Here is an 18,684-nt window from a genome sequence, read left to right on the forward strand (position 1 = left end):
GCCAGCTCACGCCAGCAGCGCGGCGAGCGCGTCCCGGCGATGACCGATCGCGGCATCCATCGCGGCGAACTCGTCCTCGGCAAGGCCCACCCGCCTCGCGACATCCGGCCACGACTCCACGGCGACAAGCACCTGAGCCAGCGACCGCCGCCACGACGACGCCTTGATCCCGAGCTCCCCGGCGAGCGCGACCAGGGCCGCCGGCGCGGCATCCGGATCGACCACCCCGACGATCGCGGTCGAACGCAGCCGCTCCTGCACCGGATCGGGCTCGACATCGAACACTGGACACAGCCGCCATGCCGCCTCGCGCCGCAGGAATCCCAGGTTGCGGAGGTGGTCGTCGGTGCAGTGCACGGCGACGGCGAACGCCACCCGCCGCCACAGGTCCCGCAGCTGGGCACGGATGACGTCGCGAGGCGCGTCCATGCCACGGATGACTCGCGCGACATCCAGGTAGTCCCGCCCATCGCCGGTCGCGGTCCGCGCCGACCAGTAGGGGATCCGCAACTCCCCTGCCGTCGGATCCGGCGCCGCGGAATCGACCTTCCCGACGCGATCGAATCGATCGACCAGCAACACCGCATGCTCTCCGATCTCGATCGTGCGCACCCGGGAGGTGGCAAGCCCGGCGGCATGAGCGAGGTGCAGCGACACCGCCTCCCACCGGATCGCGTCGTGTTCGTCATCCGGTGCCGGAAACTTCGCAAGCAGCGCCCGACCCTTCCGCCGCACGAGGGCCTTGGGCCTTGCCCCTCCGAGCACCGCCGTGCCGGCATCCAGAAGCTCGGCGATCGCCTGCTCGCTCGAGGAGACACCTGCGCGCGTCCGATCCGCAGCCGACCGCAGGTCGCGCAGGTCGAGGACGACCGGAACCCGGGCGGCACGGTCGGCGACGTACGCTTCTTCCTCGCCCGTACCCGCATGCTCACGGAACCGGAACGCGCCAGTGCGCGCCTCATCCGACACCGCCACGAGAGCATCGACCTCCGAGAGGAAGGTCGCCCCCTCGGCGCGCAGCTGCCTGCGGATCAGCTTCTGTCCCCACGAATCTGCGCTGGAATCCACGAACGCTCCGGGCATCGACCCGAGCGCCCGAGGGCCTGACTCCAGCGGCAATTCCGGCGACACCGCGTACGCGTCCGGTCGGGCGAGGTAGGACGGATCGTAGGAGAAGGTCACGCCGACTGCCTTCTCGGCCAGGGTCACGACATCCATCCAGCCGACAGGCCCGGCGGCCGTGTCTGGGGTCGCCGCCGCGTCCACCCAGACACGCTGGGTCGTCGCGTTCGCCGTCACCATGGGCCCCGATCCCTTCGTCAGTCAGCTCGTCGCCCAGCTCCCCACCCTAGGGGGCGCCTGGGACGGCGCGTCATGCGGTTGCCTCTCATCGTGTACTCGGGTACGGACGAATAGGCTTCCCTGAGGACAGGAGGGCACGCGACCCATGCATGACGAGCCGGCCACCCCCGCGGGCGCGGACCCCGACCCGACCCTCGGCGAGGACAACAGCACCGCCGCGCCTGGGCGCGCCGACAACGACACCGCCGCGCCTAGGCGCGCCGACAACAACACCGCCGCCAGCGACGATTCCGAGATCGCTGCGACCCGCCGTGCGGTGGATGCCGAGAAGTCCCGCCGCGCACGGTCTCGCAAACGTCACCGCCGCGAACGCACGGCCGGCATCGTGTTCGCCTCGGTCCTTGGCGCCATCCTGATCCTCGGCGTCGCGGGGGCGGCGTGGATCGGCGTCCGAGGCGCGCTCGCGTACGGCCACGTGGCTGACGCCCAGCGCGCAGCCGCGAGTCTCGGAGACTCCCTCACCGACCCTGCCGCGGCAGCCGAGATCGTACCGGCCCTGACCGCCGACACTTCGGCGGCCCGCTCGCTCACCTCCGACCCGGTGTGGGGCGCCGCCGAGCACCTGCCGTGGATCGGACCGCAACTGGCCGCCACGGCGACAGTCATCGCATCCGTCGACGATGTCGCCACCACCGCCGTCGAACCGCTCGCGCAAGCGGCGTCGAGCTTCTCGCTCGACACGCTGCGGCCCGCGGGCGGGGCGTTCGACGTCGCCGCCATCGCGAGCCTCTCGGACGTCGCGACCACGGCGACCGACAGCCTGCGGCAGGCGTCGGCATCGGTCAACGCGATCGATACGACGGAACTCCTGGCTCCCCTCGCAGCCCCTGTCACCGAGGTGCGCAACCTCTTGACGAGCGGTCTCACCGCGGCTGACGCGCTGCGCCGCACCTCCCAGCTCCTCCCCCTCGCTCTCGGCGCGGAGGGCCCCCGCAACTACCTCGTCATGTTCCAGAACAACGCGGAGTGGCGGTCGCTCGGCGGCATCGTCGGAGCAATGGCGATGATCCACACGGATGGCGGCCGCATGGACCTGACCGGACAGGGCTCCTCGTCCGACTTCACGCGATACGCCGACCCCGTGCTTCCCCTGTCGGACGAGATCCTCGGCATCTTCGTTGACAAGCCCGGCGTCTACATCCAGAACGTGACCCAGATCCCCGATTACACGATCGACGGCCCTTTGGCCCGCGAAATGTGGCTCCGAGAGACGGGCGTGGCTGTCGACGGCGTCTTCGCCCTGGACCCCGTCACCCTCTCGTACCTGCTTGAGGCCACCGGCCCCATCACGCTCCCGACCGGCGAACAGCTCACGAGCGAGAACGCCGTGCCGCTGCTACTCAACGAGGTGTACCAGCGGTACCCCGACCCCCGCGACCAGGACGCGTTCTTCGCCGCCACAGCCGCCGTCGTCTTCGAAACGATCGCCGACGGCGCAGCAGAGCCGGCGGGGCTCATCCAGGCGCTCGCCCGCGCCGGCAGCGAACGCCGACTGTTCATGTGGAGCGCCGACCCGGCCGAGCAGGCGATCCTCGACGGCGCAACCATCCAGGGCGGCCTGCCCGTCACCGACGACACCCGCACACAGTTCGGCGTGTACTTGAACGACGGCACGGGCTCCAAGATGGACTACTACACCGAGGCCACGGCGTCAGTCGGCTGGTGCGCAGCGAGCACCGCCTTCACGCAGAACCTCCGTCCCGGTGAATACCTCCGCGAAAACCCCCTCGCCACGGTGTCGGTCACCCTCCACAGCACGGCTCCCGCGGATGCCGCGACCAGCCTCCCCGAATACATCACCGGCGGCGGAAACTTCGGCGTACCTGCCGGGATCACGAGAACCATCGCCTACCTGTACCTTCCGACCGGATCCGAGGTCATCTCGAGCGTCGCCGGTGACGAGGGAGCAGCGACAGTGTTCGGAACCGGCACCCACGACGGTCGCGACGTGCTGATCTGGGAGACCAACCTCAACCCCGGCGAAGCGGCTACCGCGACCATCCAGGTCCGCACACCGCCGACCCCGACGCTCGAAGCCCTCATGACACCGACGATCGGTGGCACGGGCCTCGTGGCTGCGGGAGCATGCCCGCTCACGGGCTCGACAGACGAGGGATAACCCTCCTGTAACACGCACGTCACTCGCGCTCGGCTCGATCTGGCTAGGATCGGGCATCATGAGCAGCCCCTACGAACCGCGAGGCCCCCGCAAGTCCCGCAACTGGCTCCTCTATATCGGTGTCGCGCTCCTGGCCTCGGGAGTCGGCGTCCTCGTCTACGCAGCCTTCATGCACTACGCGGCAGCGATCCGCTGAGCACGCGCCGGCGTGAGCCGCGCGCCACGTCACGCGCCTGTGTCAGGCGACGCCGCTCGCGGCATCCGTCGACGCTGCACCCGAACCCGGTGTCGGCTCGGCCGTCACGAGGATCGGCAGGTGGTCGCTGAGCCCCTGCGGCAGCGTCCGTACGGTATCGATCGTGAAACCGACGGATGTCGCGAAGTCGTAGTGTCCGCGAAAGAACCGATACCGCGTATACGTGCGGGAGTCGCTGAGATTCAGCTCGTACCCCTGGTCTCGAACGTGCTGCCCGAGGCGTTCCTTGAACACGGGGTAGTTGTAGTCGCCGACCATGAGCTTCGGAAGCCCCTCCCCCAACAGGTCGAGCTCGGTCAGAGCCGTGCGGATCTGATGCCGACGCAACGAGTTCAGGGCCGTCAGCGGCGCCGCATGGAAGGACGCGATGACGATGTCGTTGCCGGTGTCGATGTCGTGCAGACGAACCCCCAGCATCCGTTCCTCGGCGGGCTTGAGAACCCGATCGTGCAGCGACTTCTTCAGCGCGATCGCTCGCACATCGACGGCGCGATACGTGTTCTGGCGGTAGTAGACGGCAAGACCCAGGCGATTGCGCTGGGTCGAGTCGGCGAGCACGAGCCCACCGATGTCATCGGGGATGTCGGTCGTGTCGGCCTCCTGCAGGCACAGCAGATCGGCACCGTGGCGCTCGACGAGCTCTCGCAGCTCGGTTGCCGCACGGTGCTTGCGCAGGTTGTACGAGATGACCTTCATGCCACTCCCCACGATAGAGGGGCACGGATGCCGACCGCGTGCGCTCCGCTGGACATATCCCCAGCGTTTGCGATCTCTTCACCGCAGGAGGGGGTTCACGGGGATCCTCCGAAGCCCTCCGCTAGAGTTTGGTCGTGCCCTCCCGACGCGCCCACGTGGTGCAAGAACAGCCCGAGTCCGCCGCGGCGCGCCCGGAATCACAGCCGAAGATCCTGCCCGGGTGGGCTATCGCGACGATCGTGTCGGTCGGCGTCGTTCTCGTGGCAGCCATCGCCGCCACCGTCTGGATGTTCCTGAATCACTGGGTGCGTGATTTGACCGCTACCGCTCCGGCAGTCGGGACGACGATCATCGCCCCGGAGGAGTCGAAAGCCGCCCTCGCACTGCCGGGCCTCGCCGAGGGGACCGACGAGTTCGCCGCTACCGACTACCTGGCAGCCCAGCCCACCGCCTACTGGTTGACCCCCGAGATCGATCCGGTGAGTGAGATCGGCGCGCGGATGACGAATCTCCTGAGCGAGGCCCGCACGCAGGGCAAGGCGCTGGCGATCGTGGTCTACGGGCTTCCCGAGCGCGACTGCAGCGCCGGCCTCTCCGCGGGCGGACTGGACGATGCAGCCTACGCCGAGTGGACGCAGATCATCGGCGAGGCCCTGCACTCGGCCCCCGACATCCAGAAAACCGTCGTCCTCGAACCCGACAGCCTGGCCCTCGCCCCCGAGTGCGGAAACACCGCCGAGCGCACGGAGCAGCTGCGGAATGCGATCACCCGACTTGCCTCGACGAACACCTGGATCTATGTGGACGGCGGTCACTCGACCTGGCTGCCGGCCTCGCAGATGGCCGAGCTCATCAACGGCATCGGCATGAACGATGTCATCCGCGGCTTCGCGACGAACGTCTCGAACTACAACGACACGGCGATCGAGTTCGACTACGCCCACCAGCTCTCTGGCCTGACCGGCGGTCTCCACGCGATCGTTGACACCTCTCGCAACGGAGCCGGCTCCAACGGCGAGTGGTGCAACCCCCCGGGCAGGCTCATCGGCGCTCCCGGCGGCACCTACGGCGACGACGTCGTCGACACGAACCTCTGGATCAAGCCGCCAGGCGAAAGCGACGGCACCTGCAACGGCGGACCGGTAGCCGGCGCATGGTGGCCCCAGTCCGCGGTCGAGCTGACCCGCAACGTCACGCTCCCCTGAGGGCGGCGCGCTCAGCACGCAGGCCACCGTGGCACGCCGACGGATGACCGCGCCCCCGGTCTGCCCGCCTGTGTACGATCAAGAGGGTCGGCCGCGCATGCCTGGGATTGCGCGGCTCGGATACTCGACCCAGCCCGACGCGAAAGAGACAATCGAGCATGAGCACTGACGCGGGGGTGAGCAAGACCGCCGTCATCGTCGAGGATGATCCGCAGATCCGGCATATCCTCGCCGAAACACTCGAGGCGGCCGGGTTCTCGACGGTCTCGGTGGGCAATGGCATCGACGGTGTCCGTGCCGTCCTCTCCTACCAGCCACTGATCACGACCCTCGATGTGAACATGCCCGGTATCGACGGGTTCGAGGCAGCCCGCCGCATCCGCGCCCAGAGCGACACCTACATCATCATGCTCACGGGCCTCGAAGACGAGGCTGACGTCGTCCTGGGTTTGGGAGCCGGCGCCGACGAGTACATCGTCAAGCCGTTCCGCCCGCGGGAACTGCGGGCACGGATCGAAGCGCTGTTGCGCCGCCCGCGCCAGACACCGACTGCAGCCCAGCCGCCCGCGCAGGCACCCTCGGGGCCCTCGTTCCCGGGCGCGCGACCCGCCATCGTTACCCAGCCCGCTGCGCCCAGCGCCGTGCCGCCGGCAGCGCAGCAACCGTTCGCCACTATCGATGCGACCGGAGCCGTCACGCCCGGCGACCCCGCCCAGGCCCCGGGCCAGCATCCGGCACAGGCTCCCTACCCGGCAGGGCAACAGCCGACCCAGGCCCCACCCCAGCCCGGCTACCCCGCTCAGCACCCCGGTTATCCGCAGCCCGGAGGCGCACAGCCGTACTATCCGCCGACGCCGCAGGCTCCGGTCGACCCGCCGGGGGCCGGCGGCAACCAGCAGCCTCCCGGATCTCAGTTGGTGGCACGCACACCACCGAACGCCCCGGCCCCAGGTCCCGGTGGTCACCACCTCGGACCTCACACTCTGGTCCACCGTGACCTCGTGCTCGACCCGGACTCGCGGATCGTGCTGGTCGGCAACCGTGAGGTCGAACTCACACGCACGGAGTTCGAGCTGCTGGCGACGCTTATGGAATCCAAGCGCCGGGTGCGAAGCAAGGCCGACCTGACGCTCGTGCTGCGCGGCGAGTCATACGTGACGTCGTACTTCGTCGGGGATGCCGACAAGCGCGCCATCGAAGCGCACATGACGAATCTGCGCCGAAAGCTCGGCGACGATCCGAACAACCCGCGCTACGTCGAGACCGTGCGCGGCGTCGGCTACCGGATGACAGCCGAGAACGTCGCGCCGCCGCCGGGCCAGTAACCCGGCCCGGGCTCGCGCGCGAGCCCGTCAGACCTTGTAGCCGTACTGGCGGCGGAAGAGCTTGAACGCCATGAGCAGGGTCTGGATGACGGTGACCACACCGACGATCGGCCAGCCGACCCACAGGATCGACGACTGCACCACGGGGTCAAGTAGCGACCAGATGAAGGCCATCGCGATCGCCGTGATCACGAGCAGAATCATGGGCACCCAGTGCCCGAGCGACACACCGCCACCACGCTCGGCCTTCGCCTGAGCAGCCCAGTTGTCGACCTTCTTGCGCGAGAGGAACGACGACCACGACCGCAGGAAGTGGCCGATCCGGATCCACATGAAGATCTCCGCCGGAAACACGAGTGCCGAGAACAGGATGTCTCGCTGGTTCACGTACTTCATCGTCAGCGCCACGCGCAGGTTCAGCAGCGTCGCCACCAGCGGCGGAATGAGCCACCAGGGCGAGAAGACGAACGCGTTGATCGAAAGCGATGCTGCCAGGAGCGTCAAGAACGCAACACGCACGAACAGGTTCGTGAGCATGCCGAAGTTCTCGAACCACCGGAGGCGCAGGTTCGGGTGGAAGGGCTGCCCCTTGGTGTCGCCGCGCTGGCCGGGCCACATGAGCTCGATCGCGCCGTAGGTCCACTTCACCTGCTGCGCGTCGTACCCCTTGAGGGTCGTCATGCCGCCCACGCTCGCCCGTGCGTACGGGCTGATCTTGGTGAGGTAGCCGGCGCTCTTGATCTGCAGCGACAGCAGGGAGTCCTCCACCTCGCTGTCTTTCACCCATGGCGTGCTCTGGTGGTTGGCGCGCATCACATCGCGCAGTGCCGCCGTCGAGAAGATCGAGAACTGGCCGCCGAGCACTGCCATGTTGCGTCCGCGCAGCAGATTCTGCAGGTTGAACGCCGCGAACTGCGTGCGCTGACCGGCGATCAAGAACTTGCCGATCAGGCCTTTGATGGGGCGGTCATCGATCGTGTAGATCGCCGAGATCCCACCGATCCGCGAGTCACCGACGGCCTCGGTCTCGAGGTACTCCACCGCCCGTTCGTCAGCGATGGTGTCGCCGTCGACACCGAGCAGGTAGTCGTAGCCCTCGACAAGGGCGTAGCCGTAGTTCAGCGCACCGACCTTCTTGTCGGGGTTCTTGCCGATGTCGTGGATGAACACCTCGGTGAACTGCTCGCCGAGGTCTGTCACCACCTGGTGCGGGCCGGCGTACTGCGAAGCGATAGCAACTGTGGCGTCAGTGGTGTTGTTGACGACGACGTGGATGACGTCGGGCACGCGCGTCTGGTGCAGCAGACCCTCGAGCACCCCCGCGATCGACTCTTCCTCGTTGTAGCAGGGGATGACGCATCCGATGGTGGACCGGTGCACCGAGATGCGCTCCAGCACCGACTCGAACTCGTCAGTGAACTCCGCGTGCGAGGTCTCGACCTGCGCGTTCGGGAACCGGGGGTCGCCGTACGAGGGCTGAGCGTATGGCTGCTGGCCGTATGCCGGATCGGCGTACTGCGGCCCCGGGTACTGCTGACCCGCGTAAGCCGTACCGGGATACTGCCCGATCGCGGGCTGATTCTGCTGCGGGTACGGAGGAACGTACGGGGCTTCCCAGTGGGACATCAGCACGCTCCTTCCCTCAATCCGCGCGCCAACCGAAGTGCTGTTACCACACTGCTACACTCGGCTCAAGCATCCGGTCTGTTGTCGAAGAGCATCACCTCAGGTTTTCCTCAAGAAAGCCTCCGGTGAATACCCGAGGCCCCGAGAAACAGAAGCGCAGAATGAGTGTACTGGAGTTGTCTGCCGTCCTGGCGATCGCTTTCGTGATCGCCGCACCGGCCCTCATCCAGTTGCCCGGCAAGCCTCTCCCCAATGGTGGGCGCGCTGCCCGTCGGTACTTTCTGCGCTTCGCTGCCGCCGCAGCCCTGAGCGGAGTCGTCGCCGGCATCACATCCGCACTGGTGCCGGATCAGCCGATGCCGATCATCATCGGGGCGGCGAACGCGGCGCTCGTCGGCGGACCCGCCTACTTCTGGGCGGGGATGCGACAACTGCGAGACACCTCGATCACCCCCGGCTGGGTGGTGTCGGTGGCGGTCGCGGCCACCTTCATCGCGAGCGCGACAGTGACCGCCGTCATCGGGGGCCCGACCGACGGCTTCGTGTTGCGGCTGATCCTGGTGGCCGTCGGATGCGGAGGGGTCGCGATCGAGGCTTTCCGCCCGCCGGCGCGCGACATCGCAGCCTTCCGACTGATCGGTGTCATCTTCGCCGTCTACGCCGTGTATTCGGCGATCCGCACGTTCATGTTCTTCGCCGTCGGCGAGGACTCCCCCGCGTTTCAAACGGTGTTCTCACCCCTGACGGCATCAGTTCTCAGCATCCTGCTCGTGGTAACCCTCTGCGTGGCGGTGTGGTGGAGCGACCGCGCGCTGGAGACTCGAGCACGGCAGATCGAGCACCTCATCAATGCGCTGCGCTCAGACATCGCCTCCCACGGCGCGGTGACCGTCTACGACGTCGAGGTCCCCGACCTCAGTCTCATCCGCGCCGCCTTCGGTGGCCCCGCAGCAACAGCCGTGGATCGCGCTGCGGCGATGTCTCTTCACGAGCTCCTTCCCGACGCCGCACATCGCGGCCGCGTCGGCCGCCATGTCGTCGCACTTCCCGGAGACCAGCGGATCGAGAACCTGGAGAGCGTCGTGAAGGCGGCAACCGCCCACGCCGTGCCGAACCTCGACTACCGCGAAGCGATCGAGATCCGCATAACGCGCTACACGCTGCATTCCGAGGCAGAACTCGCCGCGGTCTGGCCCGATGCCGCCCCGACCGCCACGAGTGATCTCAAGACCCGGCCGGCAGGCGGCGTCGTCAGCTGACTCGGTCCGGCTCCCGCTCAGCCCTGCGGCGCGGTGGTCGGCTCGTTGGACACGATGTTCAGCGTGCCCTGATCGTTGTAGATCGCGATCGGCAGGTACTGATAAATCGTCTGTTGCGCGAACGAGGCGTCGTCGTTGGCGGTGCCCTCGACGTAGATGCCGAACGAGAACTGCAGCGTGATGCCGTACGTATCGGCCGGAAGCATGAAGATCGTCGTCTCGGGTACGAGCAGACCACCCTGATAGCTGTTGAGCAGCAGGCCGCGGTCAGAGCGCAGCGTGTCCGGCGGCACCAGCGTGCGCGGGTCGGCGGCGAACTGGAACGGCTGCTGCACCATCCCCGAGGTCTGCGCGGTCTGCGACGTGATCGAAATCGACGAAATGTAGACGCGGCGCTTCTGTGTCAACACCGCCTTGTCATCGACGCGACGGTCATACGCGTTGATCGCGAACCCGAACACCTTCTCATTGTTCGGCGTCCACTCGCGCGTGCGCTTCGGGTCGGCAGCCCACACATCGAGAACGACTTCCAGATCGGACGCGACATCCGTCGTGAGCGAGACAGACCCGTCGTACGAGAACAGCGAGTCGAAGTCCATCGTCGCCATTGTCGAGACCGGCTGCGGCACCGGCGTCGCCGTCGATGCTGTGCCCGGCGCTTCGCCCTGGATCGAATTGAAGGCCTCGGCGATCTGCTGGCATCCGGTCAAGGACGAGGCGCCCAAAGCCAGTGCGGCGGCACCGAGCACGACGCGGCGCACGACGCGCGACGATTGCGGGGCGGTGGCCATGGTTTCTCCTTGAGCGGGCCGACGTGCAGGGCAGCGAGGGCTGATTTTCCGCGGTTTTCTCGGGCTCATGGCGGGTTCCACAAGCCGGATGCGCTGGAAGTATACGATACGAACAAAGGCCTGAACTCAACGCTGTCTAAGGGGGAGCACAAGGTGAGCGCAAGAGACGCGCAATTCCGCGACGTCGACGGCGCGACAGTGCGAGTGAGGTCTATTTGGCTCACGCAGCTCTCCCTGGGCGTCTCGATCATCATCATCTCGGTCGTGTCGCTCGGTTACGAGCCGGAGCTGTTCACGTCGTGGCTCATGCTCACCGGTGTGGCGATCGTCATCCTGGCCACCGCCGTGACTCTCGTAACCCCCTGGGCGCGGATGCCCCGGTGGCTGCCGCTGGTCATCCCCTTCGCCGACATCGTCGCCGTCGGTTTCATGGCGGCATCCTCGATCCTGCCGCTCGGCTTCTTCTGGGTCTTCCCCATCATGTGGATCGGCCTGCACTTCTCGCGCTGGGCACTCGGTGCTGCTGTCGCAACCATCGCCGGTTCTCTTCTGATTGAGGCGGCGACCTCGGCCGAGCCCCCCGGCGCCGTGGAACTGTTCACTGTGCTCCTGGGCGTGACGTTCCTGGGGGTTACCGCGAGCATCACGATGCGCCAGACGCGCGCGTTCAAGCGCTTGCTCCTCGGCCAGACGCGGCGTCTCGAGACGACGCTCGACCGGGTCTCGAACGCCGAGCGCAGCACGATCGAGCTGATCAACGGCGTGGATGTCGGCATCCTCCGCTTCGCCCGTGACGGGTCTCTGCTCGCTGCCAACACCACGTACGACCGCCTTTACGGCACGAACCTCAACGACCCGAGTTCTCCGCCCACATCAGTCGAGTACGCGTCCCTTCAGGGGACGGCGATTCCGGCATCCGAGCGAACCTTCGCGCGTGCGCAGCGCGGCGAGATCTTCGAGGATGCCCGTGTCTGGCTCTTCGACGCCGAGGGCACCTGGCACGCCCTCTCGGTGACGACCATGCCGCTGACCTCGTCAGCCGACGACTCCGCGTCCACGATGCTCGTGGCCCACGACATCACCGCCGTCACCGAGGCCGAGCGCGAGCGCGAGCGTATCGCCGCGGTGGCCTCCCACGAGCTGCGGCATCCGCTCACCGTCATCATCGGCCACGCCGACCTCGCACTCGAAGAAGAGGACGAGCTGACTCCGAAGATTCGGGAGCACCTCGAGACCATCCTCTCGGCCAGCGAACGGATGCTGGGTATCGCCTCGACGATGCTGCAACGCTCACGCAGCGGGTTCACCCCCACCCAAGACCGCCGCTCCTTCGACCTCGTCCCGATGCTCGCCGCCGTCAGCGAAGCTTTCGCTGCGTCGGCGCGCGAACAGCGCGTGACGCTCGAAACCGATCTTCCCGCGCACCTGCGGATGGATGGCGACGTGTTCCGCCTCCGGCAGGTCCTCGACAACATCGTCAGCAACGCCGTCAAGTACACGCCGGCAGGCGGATCCGTGCGGGTCTCGGCGTCCCTGGATGGCGACACCGCCGTGATCGTGGTCACCGACACCGGTATCGGCATCGCCTCCGAGGACCTGGAGCACGTGTTCGACCCGCTGTTTCGCAGCACCCGCGCCCAGGAACAGGCACCCGGCACCGGTCTCGGGCTCGGTATCGCGCGCGAGATCGCGACCGCCCATGGCGGCACCCTCACGGTGACCAGCGAACTCGGTCACGGCACGACGGTGACTCTCCGCCTTCCCCGTTCCGTCACTCCGGAGTCGTGATGATCTTTCCCGCACCTGGTGAGTTGCCCTGGCCCGACCTCGGCGGCGCGAACATCGGCATCGCCCACGCGACCATCGCGACCCTCGGCACGATCCTGTTCGTGGGGCTGGCCTTTCTCGCAAGACCCCGCCGGTCCACACTCCTGTGGTCGCTGACGTTCATGGGAATCATGGTGGCCTGCTACGGCTACCTCGCCGCGACCGCGGCCGAATCCGAGGAGTTGCGACGAGGGTCGATGGGTCTGTTGTTGGGTGCCCCGGCGCTGCTGTGGTCGGGACTGCGCGCCCACCGCAAAGTGCGCACCTACGCGTGGATCAGCGCTCTCGTCGCCGCCGCGTCGATCCTCGCGCTCCTCGCGCCGGGTGAGTCGGCCTGGTTCGGACTGGCCTACCGTGTCATGTTCTTCGTGTCCGGCATCTTCGGGGTGCTGTTCCTCCTCGAGTGGCGGCGCATCCCGGAACGGTCCGAGCGTCTGCTGTGGCCCATCGTCGTCGCCTCGGCGGTCTACGCGCTCGCTGGCGTCACGGTGCTCATCGGTGCCCTCTTCACCCCGCTTTCGACGGCTGAAGCTTTCGCCTCGACACGCATCTTCAACTCCATCGGGATGCTCGTCTACATGGTGTGCGCCCTGGTGTCGCTGGTGCCGTTGGTCACCCCGGGGTCGCGAGCGATCCAGTCGGGCGCGCCACAGGGCGACTGGGGTCGGTTCGTCGGGACGGCCCGCGAGCGTCTCGAACGCGCCGCAGCGCGGGATGCCGACACCTGGTCGCTCCTGCGCATCGAACTCGACGACGCCGAAGACCTGCAAGAGGCGGGAGGCCCGGCGATCTTCGGTCGGCTCCTTCGCGACATCCAGGCGCGCGTCACTGCCGTCTTCCCGACGGATGCCGACATCGCGATCGCCCCCGACAGCGCAGTCATCGTGCTGATCTCGCGTCCCGAGGCAGTCATCCGGGACCTCGTACGGGATGTGCTGAGGCGAATCGCCGTGCGTGACCCCGCGGCCCCCATCACCGTGACCACCTCAGCCAGCATCGGCTGGGCAAGCGTCGCGACGGCAGGATTCGACCTGGACGCTCTGCTTGCCACCACGGCCGAGGCCGCGGCTACGGCCCGGGCGCAGGGTGGCGACCGCTGGGAGCGCGTTACCGCCTGACCAGAAACGCTACTGCCCTACCCGACACCCATCCCGCCGAACCCACACCTTCCGCGCCGAGCCCACACGTCTGGCACGCCGAAGCGTGTGGGGTCGCGCGCGAACGTGTGGGTTCGCGGATCGGAAGCGCTACTGCTGCGCGATCGCGATGGTGAGCGTGTCGGATGCCGTCTGCTTCGCGTATTCGTTCGAGGTCGGGGTCGTCTGCACGAGGAAGTCGTACGTGAACTGGACTGTCACCGAGATCGCGTTCGACGGCACCGGACCGACGGTGAAGTTCTGTGAGTAGCTGTAGGGCGAGAGCACGAGATAACCGGGGTTGACGCTCGCAGCATCCACCTGCGGATCCAGGGGAGCAAGGTCTCCCGTGTCGCTCTGGGGCACCGCGACCATCGTCGCCCGCTGCAGGTAGACCTTTTGGCCGTCGTTGGGCTCAATCGTCGTGATCAGTGACAGGCTGATCGGCTTGAGCGCGTCGGCTGTCCACTTGTCCATCGACAGCGTCGACCAGTAGTCGACGGTTGCCTTCACGGCCCCGGCCTGGAGGTCTCGCTGCGTTGCGCCGCTGGACAGATCGTTCTTCACCGGCGGGGCGACGGTCTGCCGGGTGGAGGTCGGCGTCGGACTCGAGGTCTCGTAGCCCCAGTTGTTCCACGGAGCGGGGCCGCATCCGGCGAGCGCGATCGGCAGGACGACCAAACCGGCGATCACACCCGCCCTCGCGAGAGCTCTCGCCGAACGACCACGGATGCCGACGCTCGCGTCGCTGCGACCAACGGCCTTCATCTCCATCCCCCCTCGGGATCATGAATCACCCCCCGCGCGGGGGTGGGATCAGTCTACGCATCCGCGGCGTTGCGACCCTCAGTCCGCGTCGAGGTCCCGTCGTGCGCGGGTCTGCGACGCTCGGTGCGCAAGCAGGTCATCGGCGGGGTACCCGACTTCGGTGAGGGTCAACCCGCGGGCAGCGAGCACCTTGACCTCGGGTACTCGAGCCAGCTCGTCGCGGATACGCACGAGGTCGTCAACGCCGAGTCGCCCCTGACCGACCGCGACGCACCCGCCCACCAGGGCGCGCACCATGCTGTGGCAGAACGCGTCAGCCCGAACCGTGGCAACCAGCACGCCGGATGCCTCGCGCACCCACCCGAAATCGAGCAGTGTGCGGATCGTCGTGGCCTCTTCCCGCGGCTTGCAGTACGCAGCGAAGTCGTGGAGTCCCCGCAGGGCGCCGGCTGCGGCATCCATCGCGGCGACATCGAGCTCACCGCGCACCACGGTGGTGCGGTGACGTTCCAGCGGATCGTAGGGAACCGAATCGTCAGCAACGCGATACTCGTAGCGACGCCATACCGCCGAGAACCGCGCATCGAAGCCGTCCGGTGCGATCGAGGTGCGGGTCACCGCGGCATCGGCGTAGGCGCCGAGCACGCCCCGGATGCGACGGGCGAGAGCTGCTACGACGTCGTCATCCTCCGTGCGCCGGCGCGAAGAAGCGAGCCGTGCGGCCTGTCCGTCGTCGAGATCCAGGTGAGCAACCTGGCCGCTCGCGTGCACTCCGGCGTCAGTTCGACCCGCCACGACCAGCCTCGGATCTCCCCCCAGCACGCGAGAAATCGCACCCTCGATCGTTCCCTGCACCGTCCGTTGATGCGGCTGCCGCGCCCACCCGCGAAAGTGCGAACCGTCGTAGGAAATGTCGAGCCGGATGCGCACGTCTTCAGCCTAATCAGCACCCGGCGCAGCCCCAGGGAACTCGCGCCGCCCGGACGTAGACTTGGGTACCCGAACCCGCATCGCCCGACCGAGCCGCCGTTGTCCAGCCCCCTCCACACCGACCGCCACGGTGCCATCCCTGGTGCCACCTCAGGCCCCAGACTTCCTGGTCTGGATGGCCTCCGTGCCCTCGCTGTCATCCTCGTGGTCGTCTTCCACCTGTTCCCACAGTGGTGGTTCGTCGGCGGGTTCATCGGCGTGGACGTCTTCTTCGTGATCAGTGGGTTCCTGATCACGACCCTGCTGCTTCGTGAGCGCGACGCGACCGGCCGGATCAGCCTCGTCGGGTTCTGGCGTCGGCGAGCCAGACGCCTCCTGCCTGCGCTGGTCCTGCTGCTGCTCGTGTGCTCGAGCGCAGCCTGGGTCGTCGGCGGTGATGTTCTCGTCCGGTTGGGCGCCCAGATCGCCGGTGCCCTCACCTTCAGCTACAACTGGATCGCGATCTTCATCGGCGAGGGATACTTCGGCGCCACCAGCCCGGAGCTCTTCCGCAACCTCTGGTCACTCGGCATCGAAGAGCAGTTCTACGTGCTGTGGCCGCTCGCGCTCCCCCTGATCCTGCTGCTGCCGCGCACGTGGGCGCGGGTTGCTGCGGCGGGCGCACTGGCTGCAGCATCCGCCGTATGGATGGGCGACATCGTGTCGGCGACGGGCAACGTCAGCCGCGCGTACTACGGCACCGACTCGCACGCGTTCGGCATCCTCCTCGGCGTCGCACTCGCCTTCGTCCTCCACCGCGCCCTGGCGGCGCCCACGCTCTGGATGCAGCGCACGACAGTCCGTCGCGGCGCCACGATCCTCGGCGCGGCCGCTGTGATCGGCCTCGTCGGGCTGTCCCTGCTCGCACCCACCGACTCCGTCAGAACCTTTCCGCTGACCATCGCCGCCGCGAGCGCCCTGACGGGTATCGCGATCGTCGCTGCCGTCTGGCCGCACGCCGGCCTCGGCCCGGCCCTGGATGCGCGTCCGCTGCGGTGGATCGGTGAACGCTCCTACGGCCTGTACCTGTGGCACTGGCCCCTCCTGGTCCTGCTGGTCGCCGCCGTGCAGGGCACCGCACCGGAAGCGGGAGTACCGGTATGGGTCGGCCTTGTGACGCTGGCGCTCACCGTGGTCATCGCGGAGGCTTCCTACCGATTCCTTGAGACACCGGTGCGGCGCCTCGGTTTCCGTGGCACCTGGCGCGCGGCACGCGCACGGGTCGGCGTCGATGCCGGGGCGCTGTGGGGCACCGTCGTCGGGGGCCTTGCCACAACTGCCCTGGTGTTCGGGACGGTAGCGGCAGCCACCACCGGTGCGAGCGTGTCATCCGGCGAAGCAGTCGTCGCCGAAGGGCAGGCAGCCGTTGATGCGGCATCCGCCAGCCCGACGCCGTCGGCAGATACCCGACCGCAACCCGATGAGCCGGCACCGGCTGGCGCCCTCGCCGATGGAGCCGTCCGGCCGCCCGCGCCGTCACCGACGCCGATCTCGGGCGGCGAGGTCACCGCCGTCGGCGACTCGGTCATGCTCGCTGCCGCACCCTCGCTGTACGAGACGCTTCCCGGCATCCGGGTGGATGCCGCAGTCTCGCGGTCCTCATGGGCGGGCCCCGGCATCGTCGACCAATTCGCCGCCGCGGGGCAGCTGGGCCGCTACGTGGTCGTCGCTCTCGGCACGAACGGTCCGATCAGCCGGGATGCCTACGAGCGGATCGCTGCAACCGCCGGGCCCGACAGGACCCTTGTGCTCGTGAACGCCTACGCGCCCCGCGACTGGATCCCCGGGGTCAACAGCGACATCACCGCGTTTGCCGCCGCCCACCCGGGCACTCTGGTCGCCGACTGGGCGAGCGCCATCGACCCCCACGTGGACTACCTCGCCGGCGACCGCATCCACCCCGGCACTTCGGGCGGCCAGATCTACGCCGACACCGTGCTCGCTGCGATCCGCCAGTCCGAGAACCAACGCGCGATCGACGCGTACCTCATCGAGACCCGGGCCTACCGTGAGGCCACCCGCGAGGAGGCGCGGATCGCCCAGTAGCCCCCTCCCGCGGAGCCCCGACCTCCCGCCGAACCCACACGATTTGCGCTGAGCCCACAGCTTCCGCGCGACGAATCCTGTGGGCTCGCGCAGGAACGCGTGGGTTGAGCGGTCTAGCCGGACGCTAGCCAGGTCAGGCTGAGGGAACGGGCGCCGTTCAGAACCGGGCGACCATGGCAACCTCGCGGTCCGTGGCCTCGAACCCCAGCCGGCCGTAGAGACTGTTAGCTCCAGTCGGGCTCTCGGTGTCGACGTCAAGGTTGACCTTCTCAAGTCCGGCATCCCGTGCCGCCGTGAGCAGGGCCGTGATCACCGCCGGGGCGAGCCGCCTGCCGCGATAGTCGCGAACGACACCGATCAGCGCGACGTAGGCCGATGTATAGCCCTGCACCTCCCAGTCATCCTCGTTCACGGTAGCCAAAGCCATCGCCACCACGCGGTCGCCGTCCACCACGACGCGCGAGAGGTCGTCGCGGAACTGCGAACCGCTGACGAACCGTTCCCATCGCTCCGGCGGCGTCTCCAGGCTCCCCCAGTGGTCACGGAAGGCATCATTGCGCGCCACACGGGTCGCATCCCGCCACTGCGGGCCGAAGGTCTCGATCCGCAGGGCCGGGGATCCGGCATCCAGCGGCACCTCGGGGATCGGGTCGCTGAGGTCGCGAAGCATCGTCGTAAACCACCGCTCCTCGGGCATCCCGCGCCGCGCACCCAGCGCGCGAGCCTCAGCGTCGTGCTCGTACGCGTGAAGGAAGATCGCACCCGGAAGCCGGGCATCCGTCCGCGCTAGCTCGGTCTGGGCGGTCTCGTACTCCCAGCGCAGCACCTGCGTGCCGACACCGCGGCGGCGCCACCGCGGGTGCACCATGCCGGTGCAATAGACGTACACATGCTTGTCCTGCGACGGATGCACCAGGATGCCTGCCATGGCGACAAGTTCGCCGTCGGCGGCGAAGCCGAGTCTCGTGTGAAGCTCCGGATCGATATGTGAGAGCTCGAAGATCTCCTCGACATCCTCGCGCGGCGTCAACCACGTCGGATGATCGACCCTGTCGCAAGAGTCTACGAGCGCCACCATCTCGTCGAGGTCCGCCCGGGTCGCGGGGCGCCAGGTGGCGACATCCGGATGCTGGATCTCATCGACGGTCTCGGGCGCTCCGACACGCTCTGACAGCGGCCGCGCATCACTCGGCGTGGCGTTCTCAGGGATCGGTGCAGGGGCGGTGCTCTCGTTCACCGTCCCACCCTACGCGCCGCCGCCAAAGCGCCGAACCCACACGAAAACGCCGAACCCACACG

General features: G+C 67.9%; 15 protein-coding genes. 8 read left to right on the forward strand and 7 right to left on the reverse strand.

The window, feature by feature from the left end:
- Window positions 1-6: 6 nt before the first annotated feature.
- Window positions 7-1,302: a type II toxin-antitoxin system HipA family toxin gene (locus LL236_RS02830; RefSeq protein ID WP_228177287.1), complete on the reverse strand. Its 1,296-nt coding sequence runs from the start codon at window positions 1,300-1,302 to the stop codon at window positions 7-9.
- Between the two features lie 145 nt (window positions 1,303-1,447).
- Here LL236_RS02830 and LL236_RS02835 point away from each other — a divergent pair, with 145 nt between their 5' ends.
- Both LL236_RS02835 and LL236_RS02840 read left to right on the forward strand, forming a co-directional pair.
- Window positions 1,448-3,481: a DUF4012 domain-containing protein gene (locus LL236_RS02835; protein WP_228177288.1), complete on the forward strand. Its 2,034-nt coding sequence runs from the start codon at window positions 1,448-1,450 to the stop codon at window positions 3,479-3,481.
- Between the two features lie 58 nt (window positions 3,482-3,539).
- Window positions 3,540-3,677 (forward strand): hypothetical protein, encoded by a 138-nt coding sequence (locus tag LL236_RS02840; RefSeq protein WP_228177289.1) that lies wholly within the window; start codon window positions 3,540-3,542, stop codon window positions 3,675-3,677.
- 42 nt (window positions 3,678-3,719) lie between these two features.
- Here the strand turns inward: LL236_RS02840 and LL236_RS02845 are convergent, their stop codons facing one another.
- Window positions 3,720-4,433, reverse strand: a complete 714-nt coding sequence (locus LL236_RS02845; RefSeq protein WP_228177290.1) for an endonuclease/exonuclease/phosphatase family protein — start codon at window positions 4,431-4,433, stop codon at window positions 3,720-3,722.
- Window positions 4,434-4,567: 134 nt separating this feature from the next.
- Between LL236_RS02845 and LL236_RS02850 the strand changes: the two genes are divergently transcribed.
- Together LL236_RS02850 and LL236_RS02855 are read left to right on the forward strand one after the other, a co-directional pair.
- Window positions 4,568-5,638: a glycoside hydrolase family 6 protein gene (locus tag LL236_RS02850; RefSeq protein WP_228177291.1), complete on the forward strand. Its 1,071-nt coding sequence runs from the start codon at window positions 4,568-4,570 to the stop codon at window positions 5,636-5,638.
- 158 nt (window positions 5,639-5,796) lie between these two features.
- Window positions 5,797-6,963 carry a response regulator transcription factor gene (locus tag LL236_RS02855; protein ID WP_228177292.1) on the forward strand — a complete coding sequence of 389 codons (1,167 nt, stop codon included), beginning with the start codon at window positions 5,797-5,799 and terminating at the stop codon, window positions 6,961-6,963.
- A gap of 27 nt (window positions 6,964-6,990) precedes the next feature.
- Here LL236_RS02855 and LL236_RS02860 read toward each other — a convergent pair whose 3' ends face one another.
- On the reverse strand, window positions 6,991-8,589 hold the full coding sequence (locus LL236_RS02860) for a glycosyltransferase family 2 protein (RefSeq protein WP_228177293.1): 1,599 nt from the start codon (window positions 8,587-8,589) through the stop codon (window positions 6,991-6,993).
- A 161-nt stretch (window positions 8,590-8,750) separates the two neighbouring features.
- On the opposite strand from LL236_RS02860, the gene LL236_RS02865 reads away from it, so the two are divergent.
- A complete protein-coding gene (locus tag LL236_RS02865; RefSeq protein WP_228177294.1) occupies window positions 8,751-9,848 on the forward strand; it encodes a hypothetical protein in 1,098 nt (365 codons plus the stop codon).
- A gap of 17 nt (window positions 9,849-9,865) precedes the next feature.
- Here LL236_RS02865 and LL236_RS02870 read toward each other — a convergent pair whose 3' ends face one another.
- Window positions 9,866-10,639: a fructose 1,6-bisphosphatase gene (locus LL236_RS02870; RefSeq protein ID WP_228177295.1), complete on the reverse strand. Its 774-nt coding sequence runs from the start codon at window positions 10,637-10,639 to the stop codon at window positions 9,866-9,868.
- A 153-nt stretch (window positions 10,640-10,792) separates the two neighbouring features.
- Here LL236_RS02870 and LL236_RS14970 point away from each other — a divergent pair, with 153 nt between their 5' ends.
- Both LL236_RS14970 and LL236_RS02880 read left to right on the forward strand, forming a co-directional pair.
- The gene (locus tag LL236_RS14970; protein ID WP_228177296.1) at window positions 10,793-12,427 is read left to right on the forward strand and encodes a sensor histidine kinase; all 1,635 of its coding nucleotides are present in this window, start codon (window positions 10,793-10,795) and stop codon (window positions 12,425-12,427) included.
- A complete protein-coding gene (locus LL236_RS02880) occupies window positions 12,427-13,584 on the forward strand; it encodes a hypothetical protein (RefSeq protein WP_228177297.1) in 1,158 nt (385 codons plus the stop codon). The genes LL236_RS14970 and LL236_RS02880 overlap by 1 nt, the downstream gene beginning before the upstream one ends.
- A 129-nt stretch (window positions 13,585-13,713) precedes the next feature.
- Here LL236_RS02880 and LL236_RS02885 read toward each other — a convergent pair whose 3' ends face one another.
- On the reverse strand, window positions 13,714-14,370 hold the full coding sequence (locus tag LL236_RS02885; RefSeq protein WP_228177298.1) for a hypothetical protein: 657 nt from the start codon (window positions 14,368-14,370) through the stop codon (window positions 13,714-13,716).
- Between the two features lie 78 nt (window positions 14,371-14,448).
- Entirely contained in the window at window positions 14,449-15,300 is an 852-nt protein-coding gene (locus tag LL236_RS02890) for a tRNA pseudouridine synthase A (protein ID WP_228177299.1), read from the reverse strand.
- A gap of 99 nt (window positions 15,301-15,399) precedes the next feature.
- On the opposite strand from LL236_RS02890, the gene LL236_RS02895 reads away from it, so the two are divergent.
- Window positions 15,400-17,385 carry an acyltransferase family protein gene (locus tag LL236_RS02895; RefSeq protein WP_228177300.1) on the forward strand — a complete coding sequence of 662 codons (1,986 nt, stop codon included), beginning with the start codon at window positions 15,400-15,402 and terminating at the stop codon, window positions 17,383-17,385.
- Window positions 17,386-17,542: 157 nt separating this feature from the next.
- Here LL236_RS02895 and LL236_RS02900 read toward each other — a convergent pair whose 3' ends face one another.
- Window positions 17,543-18,622 carry a GNAT family N-acetyltransferase gene (locus LL236_RS02900; protein WP_228177301.1) on the reverse strand — a complete coding sequence of 360 codons (1,080 nt, stop codon included), beginning with the start codon at window positions 18,620-18,622 and terminating at the stop codon, window positions 17,543-17,545.
- Between the last annotated feature and the right edge of the window lie 62 nt (window positions 18,623-18,684).

The sequence above is a fragment of the Microbacterium schleiferi genome, assembly GCF_020781975.1.
GTDB lineage: Bacteria > Actinomycetota > Actinomycetes > Actinomycetales > Microbacteriaceae > Microbacterium.

Bases quoted from the DNA above. Each gene is read 5' to 3' on its own strand.
- LL236_RS02835 (WP_228177288.1), top strand. From the start codon at position 1,448: ATGCATGACGAGCCGGCCACCCCCGCGGGCGCGGACCCCGACCCGACC.
- LL236_RS02865 (WP_228177294.1), top strand. From the start codon at position 8,751: ATGAGTGTACTGGAGTTGTCTGCCGTCCTGGCGATCGCTTTCGTGATC.
- LL236_RS02860 (WP_228177293.1), bottom strand. From the start codon at position 8,589: ATGTCCCACTGGGAAGCCCCGTACGTTCCTCCGTACCCGCAGCAGAAT.
- LL236_RS02855 (WP_228177292.1), top strand. From the start codon at position 5,797: ATGAGCACTGACGCGGGGGTGAGCAAGACCGCCGTCATCGTCGAGGAT.
- LL236_RS02870 (WP_228177295.1), bottom strand. From the start codon at position 10,639: ATGGCCACCGCCCCGCAATCGTCGCGCGTCGTGCGCCGCGTCGTGCTC.
- LL236_RS02840 (WP_228177289.1), top strand. From the start codon at position 3,540: ATGAGCAGCCCCTACGAACCGCGAGGCCCCCGCAAGTCCCGCAACTGG.
- LL236_RS02830 (WP_228177287.1), bottom strand. From the start codon at position 1,302: ATGGTGACGGCGAACGCGACGACCCAGCGTGTCTGGGTGGACGCGGCG.
- LL236_RS02880 (WP_228177297.1), top strand. From the start codon at position 12,427: ATGATCTTTCCCGCACCTGGTGAGTTGCCCTGGCCCGACCTCGGCGGC.
- LL236_RS02845 (WP_228177290.1), bottom strand. From the start codon at position 4,433: ATGAAGGTCATCTCGTACAACCTGCGCAAGCACCGTGCGGCAACCGAG.
- LL236_RS02885 (WP_228177298.1), bottom strand. From the start codon at position 14,370: ATGAAGGCCGTTGGTCGCAGCGACGCGAGCGTCGGCATCCGTGGTCGT.